The sequence below is a fragment of the Paraglaciecola sp. genome, from assembly GCF_039964565.1.
Lineage (GTDB): Bacteria > Pseudomonadota > Gammaproteobacteria > Enterobacterales > Alteromonadaceae > Paraglaciecola.
Genome location: NZ_JBDVXF010000032.1, coordinates 153,867 through 179,292 on the forward strand (window position 1 = coordinate 153,867; position 25,426 = coordinate 179,292).

The window sequence follows — 25,426 nt, forward strand, 5'->3', positions numbered from 1 at the left end:
AATAAAGAGTGTTATGTTACGTATCGCAATTAATGGGTTTGGCCGCGTAGGACGCAATGTTGTAAGAGCTCTATATGAAACAGGCCGCAATACTCAGATTGAAATTGTGGCGATTAATGAGATCGCAGAGCCAGAGGGAATAGCCCACTTGCTCAAATACGATACATCCCATGGTCGATTTGGATTTCCTGTTGATTTACAAGGGAAACAACTAGTTGTTGCTGGGGATGAAATTTCGTTACTTCAACATGCAAACATAGATGCGCTTCCATGGAAGCAGTTAGATATTGATTTAGTCTTAGAATGCAGTGGCGTGCATAATGACCGAACCGCTGGTCAAGCACATTTAGAACAAGGCGCAAAAAAAGTGCTGTTTTCCCAGCCGTGTGGTCCAGATATGGATGCAACTGTTATCTATGGAATCAACGACCATCAACTTAGCGCTGACGATTTAATTGTTTCCAATGGTTCCTGTACAACTAACTGTATAATACCGGTGATACAAGTATTAGATGATGCGTTTAATGTACTCAGTGGTACCATTACAACCATTCACTCATCAATGCACGACCAACAAGTTATAGATGCTTACCATACAGATTTACGACTTACCCGTGCTGCCAGCCAATCAATCATTCCAGTTGATACCAAATTAGCAAGGGGAATTGAACGCATATTACCTAAATTTGCAGGTAAATTTGAAGCTATTGCGGTACGCGTTCCAACTATCAACGTGACCGCTATGGATTTAAGTGTAACCCTTGAAAAACACGTTTGTATTGATGAGGTTAATCTCGCGCTTAAACAGGCTAGCAAAGGTCGCTTAGGTGGAATTTTAGACTACACTGAAGAGCCTTTAGTGTCGGTTGATTTTAATCACGATCCGCATTCTTGTATAGTAGATGGAAGTCAAACAAGGGTAAGCCATAGACAATTGGTTAAAACCCTAGTCTGGTGTGATAACGAATGGGGCTTTGCTAATAGAATGATTGATACGGCTTTGGCTATGTTTAACAGCAACCAAAACTAAATTTTGAAGTTAATTTTTACAAGGTAAATTATGTCCATATTGAAAATGTCCGAGCTGGATTTAGCAGGTAAAAGAGTACTAATCCGTCAAGACTTAAATGTGCCAATTAAAGATGGCAAGGTGACTTCTGAAGCACGGATTCGAGCGTCATTACCTACCATTAATGCAGCTGTTGCTGCTGGCGCTAAAGTGATGGTTATGTCGCATTTAGGTAGACCTACGGAAGGGCAGTTAGCTGATGAGTTCTCATTGCAGCCAGTAGTGGATTACATTCAGGAAAACACCCAATTAAAGGTGCGTTTAGTGAAAGATTACCTATCAGGCGTTGCGGTCGAAGCAGGCGAAGTGGTGATTTTGGAAAATGTGCGTTTTAATCTTGGTGAAAAGAAAGATGATGAAACCTTGGCAAAACAATACGCTGCGTTATGTGACATCTATGTCATGGATGCTTTTGGTACTGCACATCGCGCCCAAGCTTCAACTCACGGGGTGGGAATATTTGCGCCTATTGCTTGCGCGGGCCCATTACTTGCCGGTGAGCTAGATGCGCTAGGAAAAGCGCTGCATAATCCGCAACGTCCGTTAGTCGCAATAGTAGGTGGCTCAAAGGTCTCCACCAAACTTACGGTACTTGATGCCTTGTCCAAAATAGCTGACCAACTGGTGGTAGGTGGCGGTATCTCGAATACGTTTGTGGCCGCCAGAGGTTACAATGTTGGGCGTTCATTGCACGAAGCTGACCTTATCCCAGAGGCTAAGCGTTTGATGGATTCGTTAGATATTCCAGAAACTGTGGATGTGCGTGTTGGCAAAAACTTTTCAGAGTCAGAACCTGCTGTTATAAAAGATGTTTCTGAAGTACAAGATGACGAAGAAATTATGGATTATGGGCCACAAACAGCAGAGAACGTAGCTGAAGTATTAAAAGGCGCCAAAACCATTTTATGGAATGGACCTTGCGGAGTATTTGAATTCGATAATTTCGCAAAAGGTACTGAAGTCGTTGCTCGAGCTATTGCCGATAGTGATGCGTTTTCAATTGCTGGTGGTGGTGATACGCTAGCGGCAATCGATAAATGGGATTTAAGTGACAACATCTCTTACATCTCAACAGGTGGTGGTGCTTTTTTAGAATTTGTTGAAGGCAAAGTACTACCCGCTGTAGCAATGTTAGAAGCTAGAGCGACTAAATAGCCTGTTTTTGGTACCGATAAATATAATAAAAAGAAGAGTTTTAGCTCTCAGTTTACTACCTTAACCCTACGAGCCGTTATGCTCATCGGCTTACAACACAATAATAAAGGAGTGTTGCACATGGCATCACAAGCCCAGTTAGATATGCTTGCAAAAATAAGCAAGCAAAATGGATTTATCGCTGCATTGGATCAAAGTGGAGGCAGTACACCAAAAGCTTTAGGTTTGTATGGCGTAGAACCGTCTGAGTATGAGGGTGACCAAGAAATGTTCGCCAAAGTACACGAAATGCGTACCCGTATCATTACATCTAATGTATTTAACGGAGAGCGAGTATTAGGTGCGATTTTGTTTGAAAACACCCTAGATAGAGAAATTTTAGGGCAAAGTACCGCGAGTTATTTGTGGCAAGTCAAACAAGTTGTGCCGTTCTTAAAGGTTGATAAAGGCCTAGAAGCTGAAGTAGACGGCTCACAATTGTTGAAACCTATGCCTGATTTAGATGGCTTATTGGCCAAAGCCAATCAACAAAATGTTTTTGGTACCAAAATGCGTTCTGTTGTAAAGCTGGCTAACGCTCAAGGAATTGAAGCGGTTATTTCGCAGCAATTTACTGTGGCTAAGCAAATTTTAGCAGCAGGTTTAATGCCTATTATTGAGCCTGAGGTAGATATTCATAGTCCTGAAAAAGCTGAGGCTGAAGCTTTGCTTAAAGCTGCAATTTTGAATCATTTAGATGATTTAGCGGCAGATCAGCAAGTGATGTTGAAACTGACGCTGCCTGAAACCGCCAATTTTTATCAAGAATTAGTCAATCATCCTAAAGTGTTGAAAGTTGTGGCATTGTCAGGTGGTTATTCGCGGGAAGAAGCAAACAGCAGGTTGACTGAAAATCACGGCATGATCGCCAGTTTTTCACGAGCACTCTCTGAAGGATTAAGTGCTAAACAAAGTGATGCTGAATTTGATGCAACAATGGATGCATCAATTGAAAGCATTTATCAAGCATCTAAAACCTAGATTCGTCAAATCTTAAAGCTGGTCAAATAAGTGCCCAGCTTTTTTATTCGGAAGATGGTATTGATTGCGCTATGATTTGCTCTGAGTTGTTATGTTGGATGAGAACTAATTAAGTATGGCCTATGAACTACCTTTACCTTTGTATAAAAAACTTACGGTAACATTTAGAGTAGAGCCGGGGTGCTTAGGCCCTGATGGAATTGAGCATATCGACGAGTTTTGTAAATTTGCTAAAAAACAAGTAGCCGGATTAGACTCTGATTTTGTGCGATGGGTTATTACACCTCGTTATGATAAATCGCTTCTGGAAACAGAATATAAAACCAATAATAAACGCCTAGACCACGATAAAGCTGAAAAATACCTCAAGGTATTTGGTAAAGAGCTAGATGAGTTTGAAGAACATCTGCAGGACAAACTGTCTATATTAATCGACCAGTATTTAGGGCGGTAACAACACGCTAGTTTTTTCATTCATAAAGTTATTTCACTATATACCTCACTCAATAGCTCGCTTAAACACAATGTGCTGTAGCGACTACATACGGGCGCAACTCAGAGTAAAAGTTGAGTTGGCCGTAACGTAAAATATCAGAAAATAAAACAAATATTGCTGAGCGATGAATGACTAATATTCGGTCGTCCTAAATGTGTAAATATTAAGGAATCATCAATTTGGCGGCTGACAATTGAGGCAACTCATATTACCGTACATCATATATTCAAGGACTAGCATCAGCTAGGAGTATCATTAATCCATGGAGATATCGCAGCGCAATGCGTATTCAGAATAAACTCTTTGCCATTTTTTTCCTCACCAGTGCCATGCTAGTCGTTGCTCAAGTGCTTGTTATGCAGTGGAGTATAGGAAAAGGCATGATTAACTACGTGAATGAACGTGAACTTAAAGCCTTAACAGGTGTGGCAACCTCGTTATCTGAAATTTACCAACAAGAAGGATCATGGTCAAAAATCCAAAGCAATCATGTTCGGTTTAGAAACATTGTCGTCCAAGGTTTGGCAGATTCAGAATTTAGACTTCCACAAATAAATAGACCGCCTCGACAATCAATGGAATTGCGGGGTGAAAAAATGGCTCAACGAAGAGCGTTCAATATTCACGAAACTGATGGTGACGGCCCACCTCCAAGAAGAGGAGGACCACCGGTTTTTCCTGCTAGTTATGCCTTGTTAGACACAGATAAGTCCTTCATTGTGGGTATGTATCCAACTGATTTAGATTTTAGTTATATAGATATTGTTGTCGATAGCAAAGTAGTAGGTTTCTTGGCAGTGTCCAAAAGAGACCAGTTAACCTCGGGCTACGAGTTAAATTTTGTTGAGCAACAACAACGATATATTTTGCTTATCGCCCTTGGCTTAGTATTAGTTGCGTTATTAATAACGATGCCTTTGGCGGCACATTTCGTTAAACCAATAAAGCGTTTAACTTCGGCCATGAGTAAGTTGACAGCGGGTGATTATCAACAACGAATTGACCTAAATAGAAGGGATGAGTTCGCACACCTTACTCGCGATTTTAACGAATTGGCGGCAACGTTGCAGCAAAACGAACAGGCTAGAAAACGCTGGCTTGCAGATATTTCTCATGAACTGCGTACCCCAGTTGCTGTTCTAAAAGGTGAACTGGAAGCGATGTTAGATGGTATCAGACCATTAGCAATTGAGCGCATTCAATCGGTGAATGAAGAGGTAAAACAGTTAGAGCAGTTGCTTGATGATTTACATGAATTAACTAGAAATGACCTTGGCACTTTGCACTATCGTAAGGAGTCCTTGAATTTGCCTAAGTTAATTCGAGAAGAAGTGAATCACTACCAAACATTATTAACAGAAAATGGTTTTCAAGTAAATTTCTCAGAGCTACCTGAAGAGCTATTGGTATTTGCCGACAGTAAACGCCTGAGGCAATTATTTGGTAACTTATTTATTAACACAGCCAAATATGCAAATGACGGTAATATCCTGGAAATTAGTGTCAATTCTCAGCCACAGTCTCAACAAGTTGAAATTAGATTTGAAGACAATGGTTGTGGAGTCGAAGAGGAAAGCTTGGGTCAATTATTTGAATATCTATTTCGAGCAGAAAACTCTAGAAATAGAGAGACTGGGGGCAGTGGTTTAGGTTTATCAATCTGTCAAAAAATTGTTGAGGCTCATCATGGAAAGATTAGTGCCTTTACGTCCAACTTAGGTGGGTTGGGAATATTGATTACCTTGCCTTTAGAGTAATTGTTTATGTCGAAAAAAGCACATGTCTTAATTGTTGAAGACGAGAAAAAAATTGCATCATTATTAGCTGACTACTTGACCGTAGCTGAATACGATACGAGTTGTATCCATGACGGATTGGAAGTTGAGACTTGGCTGTCTGAACACCACACTGACATCATTTTACTAGACCTTATGTTACCCGGTAAAAATGGGATCGAACTGTGTAAGTCAATTCGCCAGACTAGCGAGGTTCCAATTATTATGGTTACCGCGAAAGTTGAGGAAATAGATCGCTTACTTGGACTAGAAATTGGAGCTGATGACTATATTTGCAAACCGTTTAGTCCCAAGGAAGTCGTTGCCAGAGTTAAAACCATTTTACGACGGGTTTCAATCGCGGACACCTCTGACAATATTAGGCTACCATTTGATATCGATGCTCATAGAATGGTGATGACCATAGATAAACAAACGATAACCTTAACGTCTGTTGAGTTTCAAATGTTGACCTTACTGAGCTCTGATTTAGGCAGAATTTTCTCTCGGGAACAATTGATGAACGCTTGTTATAACGATCATCGTATTGTCAGTGATCGCACTATCGATAGCCACATTAAAAAGCTCAGAAAGAAAATAGCCTTGATAGGAAACGAGCATTGGATCCAGTCTGTATATGGCGTAGGTTATAAGCTGGTGGTGTAAATGGTTAAATCCACGTACTCAAAACATTGCGTTAAACCTGGTGCTTCACATAGTTTGATTTTGCAGAAATTAGACTGTCTATCATTGTCGTTATTTGTAGCTCAACTTTAACCCTAACTCCTTAATGTATTCACTTTCACTTTCAAAATCTGCTCTAAATACCGGTTTTTGTTCAAGCCAATTATCGGGAAATTGAATGTGCAACTTGTCCCTTTCGGCTCGTACTGAAAACTCTGGTAAAATGCCGTCTTGGCGTTTTATATTAAGCAATACTCCCAACCGCAGCATGGCAATCAATTTAAACACTTTATCTTGTCCTAGCAGCGTAAACTCAGGGATTTCTGCGACTTTAATTTTTTTACGGTAGAACCTAGTTAACGTCGCTAATAAGTTTTGTTGTTCCTGTCCAAATCCAGGTAATTCAATATTTTGCAGTATATAACCTGAGTGGTGCTGAATTCTACGAGTATTAATTTGCAAACCCACCTCATGTAACAGCGCTGCCCATGCCAACATGTTTTTTAACTCTTTGTCGTCTAACTTCCATGCCTTTTTACATTGCTGATGTAACGCCATGGTAGTAGAAAGTACGCGTTTGGCTTGTTCTACATCAACATCATATCGTGTTGCTAAGCTCTCTGCACTGCGCTGCCTGATATCTGGATGGGTCAGATGTTCTTCCATTTCATACAACACACCCTCTCGTAAGGCATCTTGCGAATACTCCATCTCTTGTATATCTAAACTCTTAAAAACAGCAATTAAAATGGCTAAACCAGCAGCAAAAACAGGACGCCTGTCATCCGTTATGCCTTGTATTTGCAAGTCTTTACTATTTCCCGCGACACAACATAAATCTTTTAAAGTAAGTAAATCGGTTAGGCAAACATGGTTTTCTCTATTGGTACTATCAAGTTGCGCAGCTAATTCAATAATAATTTTTATCGTGCCAGATGTACCGATACAGGTATTCCAACCAATCTGCTTATATTTTTTATCGATCATCTCTAATTCTTGTTGCGCGCTGGTTATGGCTTTATCAAAAGCTTTAGGCTTGAGGTCACCTTGTTTAAAAAATCGATTGGTATAACTTACGCATCCCATTTGTAAACTTCGCAACGCTTTTGTTTGAAACCCTTCACCAATAATAAACTCAGTCGAACCACCACCTATATCAACGACTAGACGTTGCCCTTCTTGATGATTGGTATGAGCGACGCCTTGATAAATAAGACGGGCTTCTTCTGCGCCTGATATCACCTCTATTGGAAATGGAAATACTTTTTTGGCCGCTTTAAGAAATGTTTTTGCATTACTAGCTTTTCGCAATGCGTGTGTTGCAACCACTCGAACAGACTGAGGATCAAAGCCCTGCAAACTCTCGGCAATCACCTGTAAGGTATCTAAGCCACGTTGCATGGCTTCTGTAGACAACTCTCCATCGGTTCCCAATCCTTCCGCTAAGCGCACCTTTTGTTTAACTCGGTGCAGAATTTGCACTGAACCGGCGACAATTCTAGCAACCACTAAATGAAAACTATTTGAGCCGATATCTAACGCTGCGACTTTGCTAATGTCTCTTATTTCGACGTTGTCGAAGGTCGAATCAGGTACATTATTGGTGTTAGGCATTTTTGTCCTTTTCAAGTGTTTTTAAATAGCGATATATTTCAGTTTGTGAGCGCAATTTTTTGCGATTACCTCTAGGTACATAATGGTTAGTTTGATGTCTATCTATTACTCGGGCTTTAAGGGTATCTTTAAATTGGATCGTTAATATATCCATAATTCTGCGTTTTAAATTTTCGTCATAAATAGGGCACCCAACTTCTATTCTAAAGTCCATATTTCGCGTCATCCAATCGGCTGAAGATATAAACATTTTTGAATCACCAGCATTTTCAAACACCATTACACGAGGGTGCTCTAAAAAGCGGTCAACGACACTTATAACACTGATATTCTCACTCAAACCTCTTACGCCAGGCACTAGTGAACACATACCTCTAATAATGGCTTTAATCTTGACCCCAGCTTGACTTGCTTTGTATAAATCATCAATCAATAGCTTGTCATCTAAGTTATTGATTTTTAGTGTTATCTCTGCCTTTATTCCTTCGTTGGCGTTTTGTATTTCTTGACGCACTAAGGCTTGGATTTTAGTCCGTGCATTGAGTGGGGAAACTTGCAAATGTTGGAATTTTTGTCTTCGGTAGGGCTGCTGAATAAATGTAAACACGGCTTCTGCTTCATTCGCAAGCTCTTGATTACGAGTAAATAAACTAAAGTCTGTGTATATTTTTGCCGTCTTTTCGTTGAAATTACCGGTGCCGAAATGGGCGTAATTGATTAACTCGCCATTTTCTTCGCGAGTGACCACACATAATTTGCTGTGGATCTTCAAGGAATGCATGCCGAATACCACTTGAACCCCGGCATCCGTCATTTTTTTAGACCATTCAATGTTCGCTTCTTCGTCAAATCTGGCTCGCAACTCAACCACCACAGTGACTTTTTTGCCATTATCTACGGCATCAATAAGTGAACTGATCACTCTTGATTGACTGGCTACGCGATAGATATTTAAACGGATGTGTTTAACGCTGGGGTCAAACGCGGCTTGGCGAATAAATTCAGTTACATGTAAGAAACGATGGTAGGGGTAATGTAGTAGGATATCCTTAGCAGTAATGGCATCAAATACAGTATCGTAATCTGAAAAATCCCTAGACGTCAGAGCGGGCAGTGACCTATTTTCTAAATAATCACGGCCAACATTTGGAAACCCAATAAAGTCTTTAAAGTTACGATACGGACCACTGGAAATAAGGCTGTCATAGGATGATATTTTTAGGCGTTTTTTTAAGTCCTTGAGCATATTACTGGGCATTCTGCTGTCGTAAACCACTCGGACTGGCTCTGCAATTAACCTTTGTTTCATGCTTTCAGACATTTTGTCTACGTAACTTTCATCAATTTCATCATTAAGTGAATATTCCGAATCTCGCGTCATTTTAAAAGAGAACGCTTCAAGAGAATCGAAGTCAATAAAGCCCTTAAAAATACTCTCCAAGTTCAATCGGATTATGTCATCTAACAAGATCATATATTTCTTTTTACGGCTTTTTTCTGGAGGGATCACCACAAATCGAGACATATTTTGACTTGGAACTTCAATCGTTGCGTAGGCCACAGCTTTTTCATCTTTATGAATGCCAACATAAAGATAAGTCGAAAAGTCATTTAATCTCGACAGTAATTTGACTTTTTTGTTTAACAATACAGGGGCAATATGTCGTAAAATTTTATTTTTAAAGTAGTCGCTCAGCCATTTTGTGTGGTACTCATTTAGGTCTTCTTCACCAAGTAAAAATATATTGTATCTCGCCAACCCTTTGACCACGTTAGCATGGATACGGTCAAAATTGTTGGTCATGTTAAGGACCTTTTCTTGGATCCGTTCCATTAGTAGTTTAGTTTGCTCTGCTTCTTCAAGTTCACCTTCGTTTAAGTGGATGTATATTTTACGTTTTACATCAGCCACGCGAACTCGATAGAATTCGTCCATATTGTTTGAATAAATACCAAGGAATCGTATACGTTCTACAATAGGATTGTTTATATCGGCTGCTTCTTGCAATACACGTTGATTAAAGGAAAGCCAGCTTAGTTCTTTGGGATAATAAATGTTTTGGGTATCAGGCATACATCACTCTTAACATATTGAATGTTATCAATCGTCTATTGCTACTATGACAATTTAATGACAATCACCTTAGTTTACTGAATTTCAATATCAACCATTAAGTCATTAGCCACGCTTTCTAGCTTCTCTCTTAAGCTATCTAAGTCGAAATCTGTTGCAACTGTGATGATGGCTTTCGCTTTAAATAGTTCACCACCCCAGTTTGGTGCACTCTCTAGGCATGAATCAAATTTTACAATGTTCAAGTTAAACTGACTTAATATTTGAGTGATTTCCTGAACTATACCGGTTTTGTCGTTACCCATAATGTCGATTTGTACACTTTGTTGTGCTAGAGGGGGTTCAGTCAATCCTGGTAATAAATGCATCTTTAAGTCTGGATGTTGTGAAAACAACTCGATAAGTGCCTGGTGTTTTTCTACAGGTAAGTCAATTTGAACAAATCCAGCGAAATGCCCCGCCATATGTGAAAAATTACTGCCTAACCAATTACCTCCCATTCCATAGACAGTTTTGGCTAAATCACTTATTAATCCTGGTTTATCGCTTCCAACTAAAGTAAATATTATGGGTTTCATAAAAGTGTCACATATCTGTAATAAAGTAAAAACTAAGAGCCTAAAGCTCGGCTAAACTGCTTAGCTAAATAGCCTAATACATTCTACTTAAGATGTAAGGTATTATTTGAAATCAGAAAATAAGTAAATAGTGGTTGTGTTGAATGTTTAGTTTTAAAAACAATTCAATGTAATCAAATTGCCATATTCAATTGATAACATTGTTTACTGGGATACGAATATAGGCCATATTTGTGCGTTTAAGCCCAATTTAGACTAACGTTATCTATGTTTTTAATCGAAGAGAAAAGTTATGCCAATTAATTCTTTTTTGGGGGTATTTGCAAAATCACCGCTGAAACCCTTAGAAGATCATATCAATATTGTTCATAAATGCAGTCGCGCATTGTTACCCTTTTTTGAAGCAGTTTATGCCCAAGATTGGAAAACGGCACAAGAAAAACAAAAAGCTATTTCAATGATGGAGAAGCAGGCGGATGTCATAAAACGTGAACTGCGGATAAATTTACCTCAGGGTATTTTTATGCCAATTCAACGTCAAGATGTATTGGACTTGTTGACTCAACAAGACAAAATCGCCAACAAAGCAAAGGATATTTCAGGACGAATATTAGGTCGTCAATTAGCGATCCCAACGGAATTACATGAGTCTTTTCTTGAATATTTGAAACGCTGCTTAGACGCAACCAACCAAGCAAAAAAAGTCATTAACGAATTAGATGATTTGCTTGAAACCGGTTTCAGAGGTCGCGAATTACGATTGGTCGAAGACATGATCGAACGCCTAGATAATATTGAAGACGATACCGATAGATTGCAAATTAGCCTTAGAAGAGGATTGCTGGCGCTTGAAAAAGACCTCAATCCAGTTGATGTCATGTTTTTATATAGCATTATTGATTGGGTCGGCGAGTTGGCCGATATTTCCGAACGAGTCGGTTCTCGCCTCGAATTGATGTTAGCCAACTAAGAGATTCTCAGAATGGAAATAATTAACAATTACGGTTTTGTTTTAATCGTAGTCGCCGCTGCAGTTGGGTTTTTGATGGCATGGGGCATCGGTGCCAATGATGTTGCCAATGCAATGGGAACCTCTGTTGGTTCAAAAGCACTGACCATAAAGCAAGCTATTTTTATTGCCATGGTATTTGAATTTGCCGGTGCTTATTTAGCCGGTGGCGAGGTAACCTCGACAATTCGAAAAGGCATCATAGACTCCGCTTACTTTATTAATACACCTGAATTATTAGTGTATGGAATGATATCAGCACTTTTTTCTGCAGGTGTTTGGTTAGGAATTGCTTCCTATTTAGGGTGGCCTGTTTCGACTACTCACTCCATTATAGGGGCTATTGTTGGTTTTGCTGCTGTCGGTGTTAGCGCTGATGCAGTGGAATGGGGCAAAGTAAGTGGTATTGTGGGGAGTTGGATTATTACCCCTGCGATTTCAGGATTTATTGCTTATCTGATATTTCAATCGGCGCAAAAACTCATTTTTGATACAGACAATCCCTATGAAAGTGCGAAACGTTATGTACCTTTTTACATGGTGTTAGCAGGATTTGTGATGGCCTTAGTCACAATTAAGAAGGGCTTAAAACACGTAGGATTAGATATCCCAGCTGAACAAGACTATTTTATTGCGATTGCAGTGGCAGTGCTTGTTGGTATTTGTGGAAAGCTGTTTATTAGCCGTATAAAAGTCAACCCAAAAAGCAAAAGAGAAGATCAGTTTGCTAATGTTGAAAAAGTGTTTGCTATTTTAATGATAGTGACAGCTTGTTGTATGGCTTTTGCTCATGGTTCAAATGATGTAGCAAACGCAATAGGCCCATTAGCAGCTGTGGTCAGTATTGTAGAAAGTGGTGGAGAAATTGGTAAGAGTGCCCAGTTAGTATGGTGGATTTTACCCCTTGGAGGCGTTGGTATTGTGGCTGGTTTGGCACTGTTTGGCCATCGAGTTATCAAAACTATCGGTAACGGTATTACACATCTTACTCCCAGTCGCGGCTTCGCAGCGGAATTGGCAGCCGCCTGTACGGTAGTTATAGCCTCGGGCGCCGGTTTACCTATCTCAACAACACAAACCTTAGTAGGCGCAGTGTTAGGGGTAGGAATGGCTAGAGGTATTGCGGCTATTAACTTAAGTGTGGTTAGAAATATAGTGGTGTCTTGGGTGATAACATTACCTGCAGGTGCAGGTTTATCAATTATCTTTTTCTTTATGATCAAAGGTATCTTTGCGCCATAGATTCTAAAACAGGATGTTTTTTGAAAGCCAGAAGTGACCCTTCTGGCTTTTTTTATGCGTTTATTTATCCCTAAAAATGTTTCTAAAGAGAAGCCTTCATCTTTGACTTTTCATGCAGGAATGGCCATTCCCGTTGGGCGAATTCTAAAACATTTTACTCTACGTTGTCCGCAGCACCACTAGGCCCTCATTCGAACGCCTTGATTAAGGCACTTTAGAATCTCGCTGAGTGAGCAGTTATCATTACGGATTGGTATAAATAGCCCGAGACACTCACTGCATTGCCACTAATTTGATGCCAAAAGTATTTTATTAGTTCATAAATCACCGTTTCTGAGCTTATCGATCCGGCGGTTTGCTAAGTCTAGGTATTCGCTATATTTTTATTTGTCATACTTTTGTAATAAAAATGTCATAAAACTTATGACTTCCCTTTAATTGAGAGTAGAATTAGTACTTAAGTTGAATCCTTTATAGTAAGAACTTGAGACTTATGAAATTGGTTAATAGATTATCAGTCATTTTGATTACTAGTTGTTTGTCAGCTGCCGTTGCGGCAGATCCCATTACGTTTTATGGCTTAGTGAATGTTTCGGCGCAGTCATCAGATGAAGGAGAAAGTCGTTTTACTGAGCTAAAAAGTAATAATTCTCGATTGGGAATAAAAGGCAATCATCAATTAGAAAGTGATTTAGAAGTACTTTATATGATGGAGTGGCGAGTCGATTTAACTGATGAATCGGGCTCAGATAATATAACCGCTCGTAATCAATATGTAGGTCTTAGGGGTAACTTTGGCTCGGTGTTATTGGGAAGAAACGATACGGTGCTTAAGCAGACACAAGGTAAAATTGACCAATTTAATCATTACGAAGCTGATATTAAAGGCCTTTGGAAAGGCGAAAATCGCATGGATAACTCAGTGACTTATTTTTCGCCAAAATTTAAAGGGTTCTCATTTGGGGCTTCATATATTGCGCAGGATAATACAGAAGGCAAAGATGCCCAATCATTTTCAATTTCTTATGGAGATAAATATCTAAATAAGAGTCAATGGTTTGCGGCCGTCGCAGCTGACATTGATATGAAAGGTTACGATACGCAACGTGTCTCTGTTCAAACAAAATTTGATGACTTGAAACTTGGGATGATTTTGCATAATCAAAAGCTTATCGCAACAGGTAAGTCAAAAGATGGTGCTCTTGTAAGTGCGGCATACAGTATCGGGAAAATAGTTTTGAAAGGGCAGTATCAAGTCGCAGGTAACGATGATAGTGTTTCTGTAGGTGCAGACTATGCGTTGGGTCAATCTACTAAGGCATTCCTTTGGTTCACCAATCGAAGTTTAGAAGACAGCGCCGACGGCTCCTGGTTGGCAGCGGGTCTCGAACACAAGTTCTAGTATTTGTGAAAATAAACTGAGTTATAAATCCCAAACCACTTTGTATGCGGTACTTTCAAGCGTGCCGTTGCACTCTGTGGTGTTTTGCCGCAATAACTAACAACACACTAGATATTTTCAATCAAGCTGCAATCATAAGCCGCATCAACATGTCGCTTTATGGACGGTTAATGCCAGAACGTTTTTAGTGTGGTGTTTATAAGTTTTTGATTTAAAAAGATAAAAAATATAATGTCATCAATGTTCTTTGGTGTTTAGAAATATCGCAACCTTAAATGGTAACCCAATATTAAACTTTTATGACATTTGATTGGTGTAACAAAACTGTCACGCTCCTTCGCTATTCTAGCCGCGTTTTTTAATTCTAATAATTTTACTCGCATTTGGAGAGCACAATGGAAATCAAGAATACTTTCAAAGCTAGCGCAATAGTTTTAGCGTTAGCATTAGCTGGTTGTGGCGGCGATATCAATATTACCCCTACTGTTAATGATACGAGTGTTAATAATAGTAATAATACTACGACTACTACTAACGAAGGTAATGGTAACGTTGACACTGGTACTGACGAAAACCCTTGTGCTTCATATGATGTTTCTGGTTCTGCAGTACAAGGTGAGTACACAGGCGGGAACTGCGAATATAGCAAGAATTTCGTCAGTCCAGCCAGCCCACTGTCTTCAGATATAACGTTGGCAAAACTTGATAACGGTGGTGTACATTTCTTCAAGAGTTCTCTTGTTGTGGGTGAAAACTGCAACACGTCAGATAGCTGTACTCTAATTGTTGACGGCCCAACTGTAGAAATCGAAGCTGGCGCAACACTCGCATTTGATGATTCTTCTTCTCGCGTGCAAATCAACCGTGGTGCAAATATTGAAGCCGTTGGTACTTATAGCGATCCAATCACTTTTACTTCGGCTAACGCCATTGCAAGCCTAAAAGTTTCAGATGCGCAACCTCAAGATTGGGGAGGTATCATGATTGATGGTTTTGGTATTACTGACCAATGTTCTGACGCTGAGCGTGCTGCGGTTACATGTAATGCAGAAAGTGAAGGTGCCGTTACTTATTACGGTGGCAACGACAACACTGATAATAGTGGTACGTTAAAATTCGTTAAAATTCATTACGCAGGCGGCCTACCGGCCGGCGCTGAAGAAGGAAATGACCTAAACTCTTTGAGCTTGTTTGCTGTAGGTTCTGGTACCACTATTGACTATGTCGACATCTACGCTGGTTATGATGATGGTATTGAGTTGTTTGGTGGTGCAGTAAATCTTAAGCACGTTGTTGTGACTGATACTCAAGATGACAGTATTGATATCGATGCGGGTTGGAGTGGTAACGCCCAATTTATCCTCATCAAACACGGTTCTGTCGTCAATGCTGCGGGTAATACAGTCAATATGGGTAATGGTGGTTTTGAGTCTGACGGCACTAAAGTAAAAGATAACAATGTTGCTCCTTCTGCTCCACAAATTGCTAACGTTACTGTTCTAACAACTGACGAAACATCGGTTCGTGATGGTAAAGCTTCAGTCGCTATCAAGTTAGACGATTTTATCTCTGCTACTTGGTATAACACCGTTTTAGTTAAAACTACTGCTACGCAAAGTTATTGTTTTGAAAATTCATCTGATGCTGAACAAGTGGTTGTTGATGGTGATGTGTCCATGAAAAACTCTGTTGCTGCCTGCGCTGTGTTAGGTAAATCAGAGGCAGTAGGAAGTACTACTTTCACCAACTGGTTAACAGATGATGCAGATGCTAATAACACCATTTTAGGTGGCGACGCAGATGTGATAGCAAGCAATGGTTTTGCCACTATCGCTGACCTGAAAGTGCCGTTTGACGTCACTACTATCGATGCTAACTTTTTTGAAAGCGTAGACTTCATTGGTGCTGTTAGCCCTACTGATACTTCAAGCGATTGGTACGACTGGGCAAAAGATGCCTATGACAATGCCATGGCAAACGAACAATAAGTCGTTTTTGACAGATGTATAGGCGTGCTAGGTATCTAGTTGCGCCTTTTTTGTTCATTTTGATCGTGGGATAAATGATGAAGACTCAATACAGTGCGAGTAAAATCTCGTTAGCAGTTGCGTTAGGACTTGTATCGGGCTCGTTGTGTGCCCAACAACAAGATAATGTAATTGACGAAGTGGTAACCACAGGAAGCCGCTTACAAGGTACTGCAGCGGCAGTAATTGCAGAGCGTAAGAACCAAGCTTTCGTTGCCGACATACTTGGTTCTGACCAAATCGCGCGCACAGGTGACAGTGATGCTGCCTCAGCGCTACGCCGTGTGACAGGTTTGACCTTAGTTGATGGTAAATTTATATATGTACGTGGTTTGGGGGAACGGTATTCTAGTGCACGTCTAAATGGCGCAAGTATTCCCAGCCCTGACCTGACCCGTAATGTTATACCGTTAGATATTTTTCCAACCAATGTGATAGAAAGCTTATCCGTGCAAAAAGCGTTTTCACCCAATATGCCCGCAGCATTTGGTGGTGGCAGCGTTGATATTCGAACTAAATCACTGCCCTCAGAGTTTGTCGCAGGTATTCAGCTTGGTATCGAAGGTAACTCAAATAATTCTAGCGGATTTACCTACACTAAAAACGACGCTGGTCTGCCCGAAGAATTAGAAAACGGCATAGTGCATTATCGAGGTGATTTTTCTTTTCGTAACATTATCGAAAGACATGGTTTAACTGATAATGAAAACGCAACAGCCTTTCAACAAGCATTTACCACGAACCAAGATCTGTTAAAAAGTCTGCCTCGCAACATGGCGCTAAAAGATGAATCATTATCACCTAATTATTCGTTTCAAGGCGGTATTGGTAATTCATATGATGAACAATGGTTAGGTGGAACTTTCGGCTTTTTGGCATCTGTCGCGTATGACAATAAATGGAATTATACAGAACGTACTAATGCCGTTATTAGTGCAGATAAAACCGATGATTGCGCTACGTCCTTTACGACTAGTGAGAATGTAAACAGTACTTGTTATGACAGTATCACTGATTCTAAAGTGACAACAGAGAATGAAAGGCTAAACGGTCTTTTTACACTGGGATATCGTCTTGATAGTCATGAAGTAAGCTATAGCAAAATTTATATTCAAGATAATGAAGATGAAACTGAACTGGGTATCAATCAAAACCCTAGTCAGGGCACGACTATCGCGGTTGACAATCAAGCAGACAGACAACATCAGTTCAGTTATGAAGAACGCGAACTTGAAATAGACCAATTTAAAGGTCAACACACATTTTTAGATTGGTGGGGAGTGGGGGCTGATTGGCAATATACCGAGTCAGAAGTGCATACCGATATCCCACTTGATGTGACGTACAACTTCTCTGATAGCTACGCTAACAATGAATATGTAGATAGTGCGATTAACGGTGGTAATGGTAGTGCTAATTATCAATTTGTTGAAATGCGTGACTTTATGAAGTCATGGGGTGGCAATGTTAATTTACCCTTTAGCACTGGCAAATTTGAAATTGAACTAAAAACCGGTTGGGATTACTCTGATAGAGCTCGTTACTACACGACTTCTAGCTTCTTTGTAAATAACAATGGTGCAGGAGTCACAGTTAACGAAGGCAGTGAAGGCATTCTAGGTTTGAGTGAATACTTATCTGACGACTTTATTGACAATAATGAAGTGTGGATATCATTCAATGAGCCAGAGGCACCTGAAGCTGACGATTACTTAGCGGCTCAGAAAGTCCAAGCAGGTTACGGTCAATTTGATGTTTTCTATGACAACACCTGGCGTTTTAGTGGTGGATTACGTTATGAATCATTTCAACAAGTGACACTTGAGTCATCAAGTTTAATTTTCAGTCGGGAAGACATTGAAAATTTCTACAGCCAAGACCGCATCTCAGAGCGTACTATCGACGAAGATGATATCTATCCTGCATTAAGTTTGACTTACTTAGGTGGAGATGATTATCAACTCCGTTTTGGTTACGGCGAAACAGTAGTTCGTCCTGACTTACGAGAAGTAGTACCAGTCGGTTATTTTGATCCTTTAACTGATATCCGTACCACTGGGAGTTTATCCTTAACCTCGAGTCAGTTGAAAAATTACGACGCTCGTTACGAGTTATATAGCGCGAACGGTGACAATTTAGCCTTTTCTTTATTCTATAAAGATATTACCAATCCGATTGAAACTGTACTAGCTGTAGGTGATTCAAGTTATACCGCTACGTTTACGAACGGCACCTCTGCTGAACTTTATGGTGTTGAGGCAGAATGGTTATATGATCTGTCGTCTATTTCTGAAGGCTTTTTTACTTCAGGTAATCTAACTCTCAGTGATTCAGAAGTAACGATTGAAGCGGCCGATGCAGGTAACTTAACTAACAAAGTTAAGCGTATGAATGGTCATTCTGAATATGTTGTCAACTTGCAGTTAAACTATGACTCGGCAAATGGAGAGCATAGTGGTTCGTTAGTTTATAACGTCTTCGGAGAGCGTATTCTTGCTTCTGGTATCGGTGGACGTGGTGATGCATTTGAACAACCCTTCCACTCTTTGGATCTTGTGTACACTTGGTACCCTAACTTTAACACTAACGTAAAGTTCAAAGTTAAAAACCTATTGGGTGAAAATCAAGAAGTGCTGCAAGATAATGTGGTGGTTAGATCTCGTGAAGTAGGCTCCACCTTTGGTGTGAGTTATAGCTACGAGTTTTAGTTTAGTGCTACATGTGAAGATGCTTTGTAAAATCCGCTATTAGTTTCATTGATAGCGGATTTTTTGTATCTGTTAATTGAGCGGTAGAGGTCAAATTTGAGGCGACAACTACTCAAGTCTCGCCGATATTTATTACCCTGTACAAATTAATATCCTTGTCGTCTTATAATTTTTTTGCTGTAAAGCGTAATTATTTTTGTGTTTTAATTTTAAATGAACCTTAGTGTCATGCTGTGAAAGCCAAACAATCTAAGGTGTATCGAAGGTTCTAGAATTAACACTATGTAATCTGCAATTGCCTTTCATAAGTCCGTCATCTAACTGTAATATTTATGTCACATATAGCCTTTATTCTCTGCGCAGTTTTTAAATAACAGTAAATCGCTGTTATCCAATTTTTAGGGTTTGAGGTATGACACGACTGACCAAATTATCTGCCGCATTTGTAGGCGTATTTATGACGGCTGGCATTAGCCAAGCACAAGAAGAAAAAGCGCTTCAGCCTGCAATCAAAAAAGCGACTGAAATCAACCAGTCAGCAGCAAAATCCCAACAAAAAATCGACAATATTACTGATCAGATTGGTAATAAAATGCAGCAGTTTAAAGCCCTGAATAAAGAAACCACGGGTTTACAGGTATACAACGGCCAGTTGCAAAAACAAATTAGTAATCAAATGCAGGAAATGGCGGATCTCAATGCCTCCATTGATGGCGTGAGTATTATTGAGCGTCAAATTACGCCACTTATGTTACGTATGATTACCGGTTTAGCGCAGTTCGTTGAACTGGATGTACCTTTTCTAGAGCAAGAAAGAAACAATCGTGTAGCAGAGTTACAGGCATTGATGGACAGAGCAGACATCGCGCCATCAGAAAAGTTTCGCCGTGTAATGGAAGCCTACCAAGTTGAAATGGACTACGGGCGCACACTCGAAGCTTATAGTGGCTTGCATACTATTGACGGACAAGAACGTGACGTAGACTTTTTACGAATAGGACGCACCGCACTTATCTATCAGACTCGAGATGCTAGCTTGCAAGGTACTTGGAACAAACAAACTCGACAGTGGGAAGCATTGCCTTCTAGTTATCGAACACAAGTCACAAAAGGCTTACGTATGGCGAAAAAACAACTCGCACCAGACCTACTTATGCTACCTGTAGCGTTGACGGATTAAGGGCCTGACCAAATGATTAACATGAATAATATCCTTAGAAATTTAGTATTGCTCACCAGCCTTTGTTTGTTGTCGAACGTGGCGTTTTCTCAAGAAGACAAAGCATTAAATCTCGATGCATTATTAAAGCAACTTGAACAAGGTCAGTTTCAACAAGACCAACAAAATGCGCAACGTGAAAAAGAATTTGCTGCCAAGCGCTCAGAGCAAGATCAAATGTTGCGAGATGCTAAAAAAGCCCGTGATGCTGCTTTGGCTGCTTCCGAAAGAATGGAAACTCAGTTCGAAGAAAACGAATTCAAATTGGCAGATTTAAACGAAGCCATGAATAAACGTCTAGGCTCACTAAAAGAATTATTTGGGGTACTTCAACAAGTATCAGGTGATACCAAAAGTAAATTTCAAAACTCTATCATTTCAGCACAAATTCCAGGCAGAGCAGAATTTTTGGATGAATTAGCTCAATCTATGGGAGCGACTTCGAAACTGGCCTCAATCGAGGAAATTGAGCGAGTTTGGTTTGAAATGCAACGTGAAATGACAGAATCAGGCAAGGTTACAAAATTCACCACTGATGTAATAGAAGCGGGTGGTAACAAAGTGAGTAAAGAAGTCTTACGTGTTGGACCTTTTGCACTAGCGGCTGATGGTAAATATCTTGATTACAACGGTACTACAGGTTCAGTCGCAGAGTTGGTACGTCAACCTGCAGGTCGTTACGGTGACAGCGCCGCAGCTTTACAAAGCTCTTCGGGAGAATTAGTTGAATTTGGATTAGACCCAACAGGTGGTTCAATTCTTAAATTGTTGGTTCAAGCTCCGAGTTTAAAGGAAAGAGTTGAGCAAGGTGGTACGGTTGGTTACATCATCTTAGCTGTTGGCTTAGTGGGATTGTTAATCGCAATTTGGCGTTTTATCTCACTATCTATTGAAGGCGCTAAAGTTAACCGTCAGCTTAAATCGAGTGATTTCAAAGACAATAACTCTCTTGGTCGTGTTATGAAGGCCAAAGATGATTTCCCTGAAGCGGATACTGAAGCGCTAGAATTACATCTAACAGAAGCTATCTTGGGAGAAGTACCTAAACTAGGTCGCTCACTTAGTATCATTAAAGTGATTTCGGTAGTGGCACCTTTGATGGGATTACTAGGTACGGTGTCAGGCATGATCAACACCTTCCAGGCGATAACCTTATTTGGTACCGGTGACCCTAAATTGATGGCCGGCGGTATCTCTACTGCCTTGGTGACCACAGTACTAGGTTTGGTGGTGGCGATACCTATGACTTTGCTTTACGCCATGTTAAATACTCGCAATAAAAACATCGTTTATATATTGCAAGAACAAGCTGCCGGCGTAATTGCCGAGCGAGCTGAAGCTCATAACACTACTAACAGCGACAAAGCTTAATTTATCATGATTGAGATTCTCGAAACCATTCGCGATTTTACCGAAACCGGTGGACAAGTTCTGCTGATTATTGGTGGCTTGATTTTTGTTATGTGGTTAATGATTTTAGAGCGCGTTATGTATGTGTTTGTTACTCACAAACAATATAAAAATGCGGTGATAGCTAAGTGGACAGCGCGAAGCGAACGTTCATCTTGGAACTCCGAACAAATTCGCCAAGCGATGATTTCGCGAGTATCCCTAAAACTTGGTGCAGGTGTACCTATCATTCAATCGTTAGTGGCGTTATGTCCATTATTAGGTTTGATGGGCACAGTAACCGGCATGATTGAAGTGTTTGATGTGATGGCGATATCGGGTTCAGGCAACGCACGCTCAATGGCGTCGGGTGTGTCTAAGGCGACTATTCCTACAATGGCAGGAATGGTAGGGGCATTATCTGGTGTATTCGCTTCAACTTGGCTAGCACGCACCGCAAAAAACGAAAGAGCAAGCTTAGAAGATTCATTACGTATGGAACGTAAAGTTTAGCCCTGAGTATCGGATTAAAAGAGAAAAATATGAAACAGCATTTCCAAAACTTGATGGACGAAGAAGAAGCAGCAATCGACATGACCCCTATGCTAGACGTCGTATTTATTATGTTGATATTTTTTATCGTAACCGCGTCTTTTGTTAAAGAAGCCGGTATTGATGTGAACCGCCCAGAAGCGGCAACTGCCGTGAAGAAGGACCGCGCCAATATCTTGGTTGCTATCAGTGACAAAGGAGAAATTTGGATAAATAAGCGCAAGGTTGATGTACGCGCAGTACAGGCCAATATTGAGCGTTTGTATGCCGAAAACCCTCAAGGTACGGTTGTTATTCAGGCTGACAAAAAGGCCACAACTGATGTATTGATCAAAGTCATGGATGCATCACGGGCAGCAGGGATCTTAGATGTGTCTATTGCAGCGCAGGAGCCGTAAGTCGTTATGTCGCAGACTATGACAAAAACACTGCCGCAGACAATATCTAGGTTAGTTATAGCCATTCTGTTGGCGGCGTTTGTCACCTTAGCGTTGTTCTTTTTGATGCAATCGTTAATTCAAAGTGGTGGCAGTGCATTAACTGATGCGCCTAGAGGCAGTGTGCTGGATTTTGTTCGTGTTAAACAAGAAGAAGTGGTTCAAAAGAAAGACAGAAAACCTAAAAAGCCACCTAAACCTAGTGAACCACCACCGGATATGGCGCCGCCACAAATGGATGCGCCTAGTCCAGAAAGTGCAACTAGTGGTATGGATTTTGGTGCCGATGTCGCTGCTGATGTTTCCTTAGATGGTGGATTAGCATTGGAATCTGGCGACGGTGAGTTTTTACCCATAGTGCGCGTGGCAGCTGTCTATCCAAGACGCGCATTGCAGCGGGGAATTGAAGGGTATGTGGATGTTGAATTTACTGTGTCTAAGTTGGGTTCAGTTATCAACCCTAAAGTCATTCAAGCGTCACCTGAAGGCATTTTTGAGCAAGCGGCGTTAGATGCCACTTTAAAATATAAATACAAACCGCGCGTCGTAAATGGCGAACCCATGGAAGTGTCAGGGGTTGAAGTGCGGGTTAAATTCGAACTTGGGGGCTAAAATGGCGATCAATAAATATCTACTTAAGTTGGCTGCACCTGTCTTGATGACAGGTGTTCTAATGTCTGGCATACAAGCAAATACTGTTAACGCAGAACAGGCAAAAGTAGAGCGTAAAACAAAACGTGTGCCAACGTTGCGCTCTAAAGTCTACGACCAGTTATCCCGCGCGCAGGGTCTAGCTGATGCGGGAAATCAGGCTGAAGCTTTTGAAGTTTTAGACAACGTAAAGTCTAAAATCAGTTCAATGAACAGTTATGAACAAGCCATGATGTATAATTTTTATGGGTTTATTCATTACGAAGCTGAAAATTACGATCAGGCCATTGCTGCATTCGAAAACGTTGTGCTGCAACAACCTATTCCAGAATCGTTTGAGCAAGCGACTTTGTTCAGCTTGGCGCAACTTCATATGATGCGTGGTAACTATGATCAAACTATTGCCAAAATCGAACAATGGGAAGCCATTCAAACAAGGTTATATCCTAATAAAGAAATCCCTGCTAAGAATTTAGTGTTAAAAGCGCAAGCTATGTACCAAAAACAAGATTACGCAGCGGCTTCTCAATATATTAATGCGGCGGTACAGCAAGTTGAAACTAACGATTTGGGTTTCCAAGTAGACGAACAATGGTATGTTTTACAGCGAGCGATTTACTTTGAATTAAAGCAACCTGAAAAGGTGAAGGATGTTCTGCTTAAGTTAGTCAAAAAATTCGAAGCGCCCAAGTATTGGATACAACTAGCCGGTATGTATGGTGAACTTGAACAAGAACAAAAGCAGCTAGCGGTGATGGAAATTGCAGAACAAAAAAGTTATGTGGCCACTGGTTCAGATATGTTTAACTTAGCGCAACTTTACTATTACCATCAATTGCCTTTTAAAGCTGCGGCTGTGATGCAAAAAGCCATAGATGGAGGTAAATTAGCTGAAAACGAGCGTAATTTAACCTTCTTAGCGCAGTCGCTGAATTCTGCAAAAGAAACTGAAAAAGCCATCCCTGTGATGATGGCTGCTGCTAAATTATCTGAAACAGGCGAGCTTTATGCCCAATTAGGTCAAATGTACTTAAACATGGATCAATGGAATCAAGCGATAGCCATGTCTCAACAAGCCTTAGAAAAAGGAGGTTTGCGTAATGAAGGTATGTCTCATCTAGTCATTGGTATGGCGCAATTTAATATGGGTGAATACAACCAAGCCTTAAGTCAACTAGCGAAAGCACAAGAATTTGATGGTAGCCGCGGCATGGCGAAACAATGGTCGAAATTTGTTGAAGGTGAAAGAAAACAAGTTGAAACTTATGCATCAATAGGTAATCAAGTGTAGGTTTGAAGTTACCAAAAAAGCGCCATCTGGCGCTTTTTTTATCTGTAAATCTAATCTAGAATTGAGGTCTCAATCGTTTTTATAGATGAAAAATATGAAATGGCCCAATCTTAAACATCTTCATTATTTGGTGGTTCTGCATCAAGAACAACATTTTCACAGAGCAGCGCAGCATTGTCATGTCAGTCAATCAACACTGAGTACTGCAATTCAGAACCTAGAGGAACAATTTGGATCGCAATTGCTGGAACGGGATCACAAGACCTTTGTGTTCACGCCGCTTGGTTTAGAATTAGTGGAGCGCAGCAAGGCGCTGTTAAACGATGCACATGAGTTGGTCGACTTCGCTCAAAGTGCCGGCAATTGGCAAGCAGGAAAACTTAAAATTGGGGTGATCCCTACAATTGCGCCCTTTATTTTTGAAGGCTTGATCGAGCGAGTTCATCAAAATTTGCCGGATATCACCTTGCAGTTGCAAGAAGACACCACGGCCAATTTGCTAACGCAGCTTAATGAAGGGGCATTAGATTTGTTGATGCTAGCTTTGCCTATGGAAACGCCAGGGTGCAAACAACTAGTATTAGGTCATGATCCTTTTCATTTAATTGCACATAGTGATTTGGTTACAACCTTACCTGTACCATTAGATGTATCGGCCTTACCCAAACAAAGTATTTTTCTTTTACAGCAAGAACATTGCATGACTGGGCATGCTGTAAGTGCTTGTGGTCTCAAGCATAGTGAGCAAGTGAACTCGCTAGCTGCCAGCAGTTTGTACACCTTAGTGCAGTTAGCTAGTAGCAAGCTGGGGTTCACGTTTATGCCAGAGTTGGCGATACAGAATCATATATTAAGCACTAAATCTTTAGTTTCGATGCCGGCTGAAGATATGGCCTATCGTGAAATTGGCATGGTGTGGCGAAACGGTACAACACGAGTTAGATTGTTTCGTCATTTAGCCGAATTAGTCGCTCCTCTCATCCCCATTCCTACATTGACCCGTTAATTTCAAAATTATTTTAATTAAAAATAAA

The 25,426-nt window shown here is 40.5% G+C and carries 21 protein-coding genes; 18 read left to right on the forward strand and 3 right to left on the reverse strand.

What is annotated here, in order from left to right:
- Positions 1 to 13: 13 nt before the first annotated feature.
- From epd to ABJK37_RS15510, 6 genes are all read left to right on the forward strand, one after another.
- Positions 14 to 1,030: an erythrose-4-phosphate dehydrogenase gene (gene epd / locus ABJK37_RS15485; RefSeq protein ID WP_348355810.1), complete on the forward strand. Its 1,017-nt coding sequence runs from the start codon at positions 14 to 16 to the stop codon at positions 1,028 to 1,030.
- Between the two features lie 30 nt (positions 1,031 to 1,060).
- Positions 1,061 to 2,224: a phosphoglycerate kinase gene (locus tag ABJK37_RS15490; protein ID WP_348355813.1), complete on the forward strand. Its 1,164-nt coding sequence runs from the start codon at positions 1,061 to 1,063 to the stop codon at positions 2,222 to 2,224.
- Positions 2,225 to 2,344: 120 nt separating this feature from the next.
- Positions 2,345 to 3,244, forward strand: a complete 900-nt coding sequence (locus ABJK37_RS15495) for a fructose bisphosphate aldolase (protein ID WP_348355815.1) — start codon at positions 2,345 to 2,347, stop codon at positions 3,242 to 3,244.
- A gap of 115 nt (positions 3,245 to 3,359) precedes the next feature.
- Entirely contained in the window at positions 3,360 to 3,698 is a 339-nt protein-coding gene (locus ABJK37_RS15500; protein WP_348355818.1) for a hypothetical protein, read from the forward strand.
- A gap of 323 nt (positions 3,699 to 4,021) precedes the next feature.
- The gene (locus ABJK37_RS15505) at positions 4,022 to 5,497 is read left to right on the forward strand and encodes an ATP-binding protein (protein ID WP_348355821.1); all 1,476 of its coding nucleotides are present in this window, start codon (positions 4,022 to 4,024) and stop codon (positions 5,495 to 5,497) included.
- 6 nt (positions 5,498 to 5,503) lie between these two features.
- On the forward strand, positions 5,504 to 6,181 hold the full coding sequence (locus ABJK37_RS15510; RefSeq protein WP_348355824.1) for a response regulator: 678 nt from the start codon (positions 5,504 to 5,506) through the stop codon (positions 6,179 to 6,181).
- Positions 6,182 to 6,271: 90 nt separating this feature from the next.
- On the opposite strand, the gene ppx is transcribed toward ABJK37_RS15510, so the two are convergent.
- The 3 genes from ppx to ABJK37_RS15525 all read right to left on the reverse strand — a co-directional run bounded on the left by ppx (position 6,272) and on the right by ABJK37_RS15525 (position 10,465).
- On the reverse strand, positions 6,272 to 7,813 hold the full coding sequence (ppx, locus tag ABJK37_RS15515) for an exopolyphosphatase (protein ID WP_348355827.1): 1,542 nt from the start codon (positions 7,811 to 7,813) through the stop codon (positions 6,272 to 6,274).
- A complete protein-coding gene (gene ppk1, locus ABJK37_RS15520; RefSeq protein WP_348355829.1) occupies positions 7,806 to 9,887 on the reverse strand; it encodes a polyphosphate kinase 1 in 2,082 nt (693 codons plus the stop codon). The genes ppx and ppk1 overlap by 8 nt, the downstream gene beginning before the upstream one ends.
- A 74-nt stretch (positions 9,888 to 9,961) precedes the next feature.
- Positions 9,962 to 10,465 (reverse strand): ACT domain-containing protein, encoded by a 504-nt coding sequence (locus ABJK37_RS15525; RefSeq protein WP_348355832.1) that lies wholly within the window; start codon positions 10,463 to 10,465, stop codon positions 9,962 to 9,964.
- A 292-nt stretch (positions 10,466 to 10,757) separates the two neighbouring features.
- Here ABJK37_RS15525 and ABJK37_RS15530 point away from each other — a divergent pair, with 292 nt between their 5' ends.
- The 12 genes from ABJK37_RS15530 (at position 10,758) to ABJK37_RS15585 (ending at position 25,398) form a co-directional block, all read left to right on the forward strand.
- The gene (locus ABJK37_RS15530) at positions 10,758 to 11,435 is read left to right on the forward strand and encodes a TIGR00153 family protein (protein ID WP_348355835.1); all 678 of its coding nucleotides are present in this window, start codon (positions 10,758 to 10,760) and stop codon (positions 11,433 to 11,435) included.
- Between the two features lie 12 nt (positions 11,436 to 11,447).
- A complete protein-coding gene (locus tag ABJK37_RS15535; protein ID WP_348355838.1) occupies positions 11,448 to 12,716 on the forward strand; it encodes an inorganic phosphate transporter in 1,269 nt (422 codons plus the stop codon).
- 493 nt (positions 12,717 to 13,209) lie between these two features.
- A complete protein-coding gene (locus tag ABJK37_RS15540) occupies positions 13,210 to 14,118 on the forward strand; it encodes a porin (protein WP_348355841.1) in 909 nt (302 codons plus the stop codon).
- A gap of 395 nt (positions 14,119 to 14,513) precedes the next feature.
- Positions 14,514 to 16,106, forward strand: coding sequence for a hypothetical protein (locus ABJK37_RS15545; protein WP_348355844.1), 1,593 nt, complete (start codon positions 14,514 to 14,516; stop codon positions 16,104 to 16,106).
- A gap of 77 nt (positions 16,107 to 16,183) precedes the next feature.
- Complete coding sequence (locus ABJK37_RS15550; RefSeq protein WP_348356097.1) at positions 16,184 to 18,853, forward strand: TonB-dependent receptor; 2,670 nt, start codon at positions 16,184 to 16,186, stop codon at positions 18,851 to 18,853.
- A 457-nt stretch (positions 18,854 to 19,310) separates the two neighbouring features.
- Positions 19,311 to 20,033, forward strand: coding sequence for a DUF3450 domain-containing protein (locus tag ABJK37_RS15555; protein ID WP_348356099.1), 723 nt, complete (start codon positions 19,311 to 19,313; stop codon positions 20,031 to 20,033).
- Between the two features lie 21 nt (positions 20,034 to 20,054).
- Positions 20,055 to 21,443, forward strand: a complete 1,389-nt coding sequence (locus ABJK37_RS15560; RefSeq protein WP_348356101.1) for a MotA/TolQ/ExbB proton channel family protein — start codon at positions 20,055 to 20,057, stop codon at positions 21,441 to 21,443.
- 6 nt (positions 21,444 to 21,449) lie between these two features.
- Complete coding sequence (locus ABJK37_RS15565) at positions 21,450 to 21,974, forward strand: MotA/TolQ/ExbB proton channel family protein (protein ID WP_348355847.1); 525 nt, start codon at positions 21,450 to 21,452, stop codon at positions 21,972 to 21,974.
- 29 nt (positions 21,975 to 22,003) lie between these two features.
- Positions 22,004 to 22,411 carry a biopolymer transporter ExbD gene (locus tag ABJK37_RS15570; protein WP_215929952.1) on the forward strand — a complete coding sequence of 136 codons (408 nt, stop codon included), beginning with the start codon at positions 22,004 to 22,006 and terminating at the stop codon, positions 22,409 to 22,411.
- A 42-nt stretch (positions 22,412 to 22,453) separates the two neighbouring features.
- Positions 22,454 to 23,062: an energy transducer TonB gene (locus ABJK37_RS15575; RefSeq protein ID WP_348356103.1), complete on the forward strand. Its 609-nt coding sequence runs from the start codon at positions 22,454 to 22,456 to the stop codon at positions 23,060 to 23,062.
- A gap of 1 nt (position 23,063) precedes the next feature.
- Complete coding sequence (locus ABJK37_RS15580) at positions 23,064 to 24,392, forward strand: hypothetical protein (RefSeq protein ID WP_348355850.1); 1,329 nt, start codon at positions 23,064 to 23,066, stop codon at positions 24,390 to 24,392.
- A 94-nt stretch (positions 24,393 to 24,486) separates the two neighbouring features.
- Positions 24,487 to 25,398 (forward strand): LysR substrate-binding domain-containing protein, encoded by a 912-nt coding sequence (locus ABJK37_RS15585; protein WP_348355854.1) that lies wholly within the window; start codon positions 24,487 to 24,489, stop codon positions 25,396 to 25,398.
- The last annotated feature ends 28 nt before the right edge of the window (positions 25,399 to 25,426 follow it).

Coding starts and splice junctions, on each gene's coding strand:
- ABJK37_RS15525 (WP_348355832.1), bottom strand. CDS start 10,465: ATGAAACCCATAATATTTACTTTAGTTGGAAGCGATAAACCAGGATTA.
- ABJK37_RS15565 (WP_348355847.1), top strand. CDS start 21,450: ATGATTGAGATTCTCGAAACCATTCGCGATTTTACCGAAACCGGTGGA.
- ABJK37_RS15500 (WP_348355818.1), top strand. CDS start 3,360: ATGGCCTATGAACTACCTTTACCTTTGTATAAAAAACTTACGGTAACA.
- ppx (WP_348355827.1), bottom strand. CDS start 7,813: ATGCCTAACACCAATAATGTACCTGATTCGACCTTCGACAACGTCGAA.
- ABJK37_RS15510 (WP_348355824.1), top strand. CDS start 5,504: ATGTCGAAAAAAGCACATGTCTTAATTGTTGAAGACGAGAAAAAAATT.
- ABJK37_RS15490 (WP_348355813.1), top strand. CDS start 1,061: ATGTCCATATTGAAAATGTCCGAGCTGGATTTAGCAGGTAAAAGAGTA.
- ABJK37_RS15505 (WP_348355821.1), top strand. CDS start 4,022: ATGCGTATTCAGAATAAACTCTTTGCCATTTTTTTCCTCACCAGTGCC.
- ABJK37_RS15570 (WP_215929952.1), top strand. CDS start 22,004: ATGAAACAGCATTTCCAAAACTTGATGGACGAAGAAGAAGCAGCAATC.
- ppk1 (WP_348355829.1), bottom strand. CDS start 9,887: ATGCCTGATACCCAAAACATTTATTATCCCAAAGAACTAAGCTGGCTT.
- ABJK37_RS15545 (WP_348355844.1), top strand. CDS start 14,514: ATGGAAATCAAGAATACTTTCAAAGCTAGCGCAATAGTTTTAGCGTTA.
- ABJK37_RS15535 (WP_348355838.1), top strand. CDS start 11,448: ATGGAAATAATTAACAATTACGGTTTTGTTTTAATCGTAGTCGCCGCT.
- ABJK37_RS15495 (WP_348355815.1), top strand. CDS start 2,345: ATGGCATCACAAGCCCAGTTAGATATGCTTGCAAAAATAAGCAAGCAA.
- ABJK37_RS15560 (WP_348356101.1), top strand. CDS start 20,055: ATGAATAATATCCTTAGAAATTTAGTATTGCTCACCAGCCTTTGTTTG.
- ABJK37_RS15530 (WP_348355835.1), top strand. CDS start 10,758: ATGCCAATTAATTCTTTTTTGGGGGTATTTGCAAAATCACCGCTGAAA.
- ABJK37_RS15585 (WP_348355854.1), top strand. CDS start 24,487: ATGAAATGGCCCAATCTTAAACATCTTCATTATTTGGTGGTTCTGCAT.
- ABJK37_RS15540 (WP_348355841.1), top strand. CDS start 13,210: ATGAAATTGGTTAATAGATTATCAGTCATTTTGATTACTAGTTGTTTG.
- epd (WP_348355810.1), top strand. CDS start 14: ATGTTACGTATCGCAATTAATGGGTTTGGCCGCGTAGGACGCAATGTT.
- ABJK37_RS15580 (WP_348355850.1), top strand. CDS start 23,064: ATGGCGATCAATAAATATCTACTTAAGTTGGCTGCACCTGTCTTGATG.
- ABJK37_RS15550 (WP_348356097.1), top strand. CDS start 16,184: ATGAAGACTCAATACAGTGCGAGTAAAATCTCGTTAGCAGTTGCGTTA.
- ABJK37_RS15555 (WP_348356099.1), top strand. CDS start 19,311: ATGACGGCTGGCATTAGCCAAGCACAAGAAGAAAAAGCGCTTCAGCCT.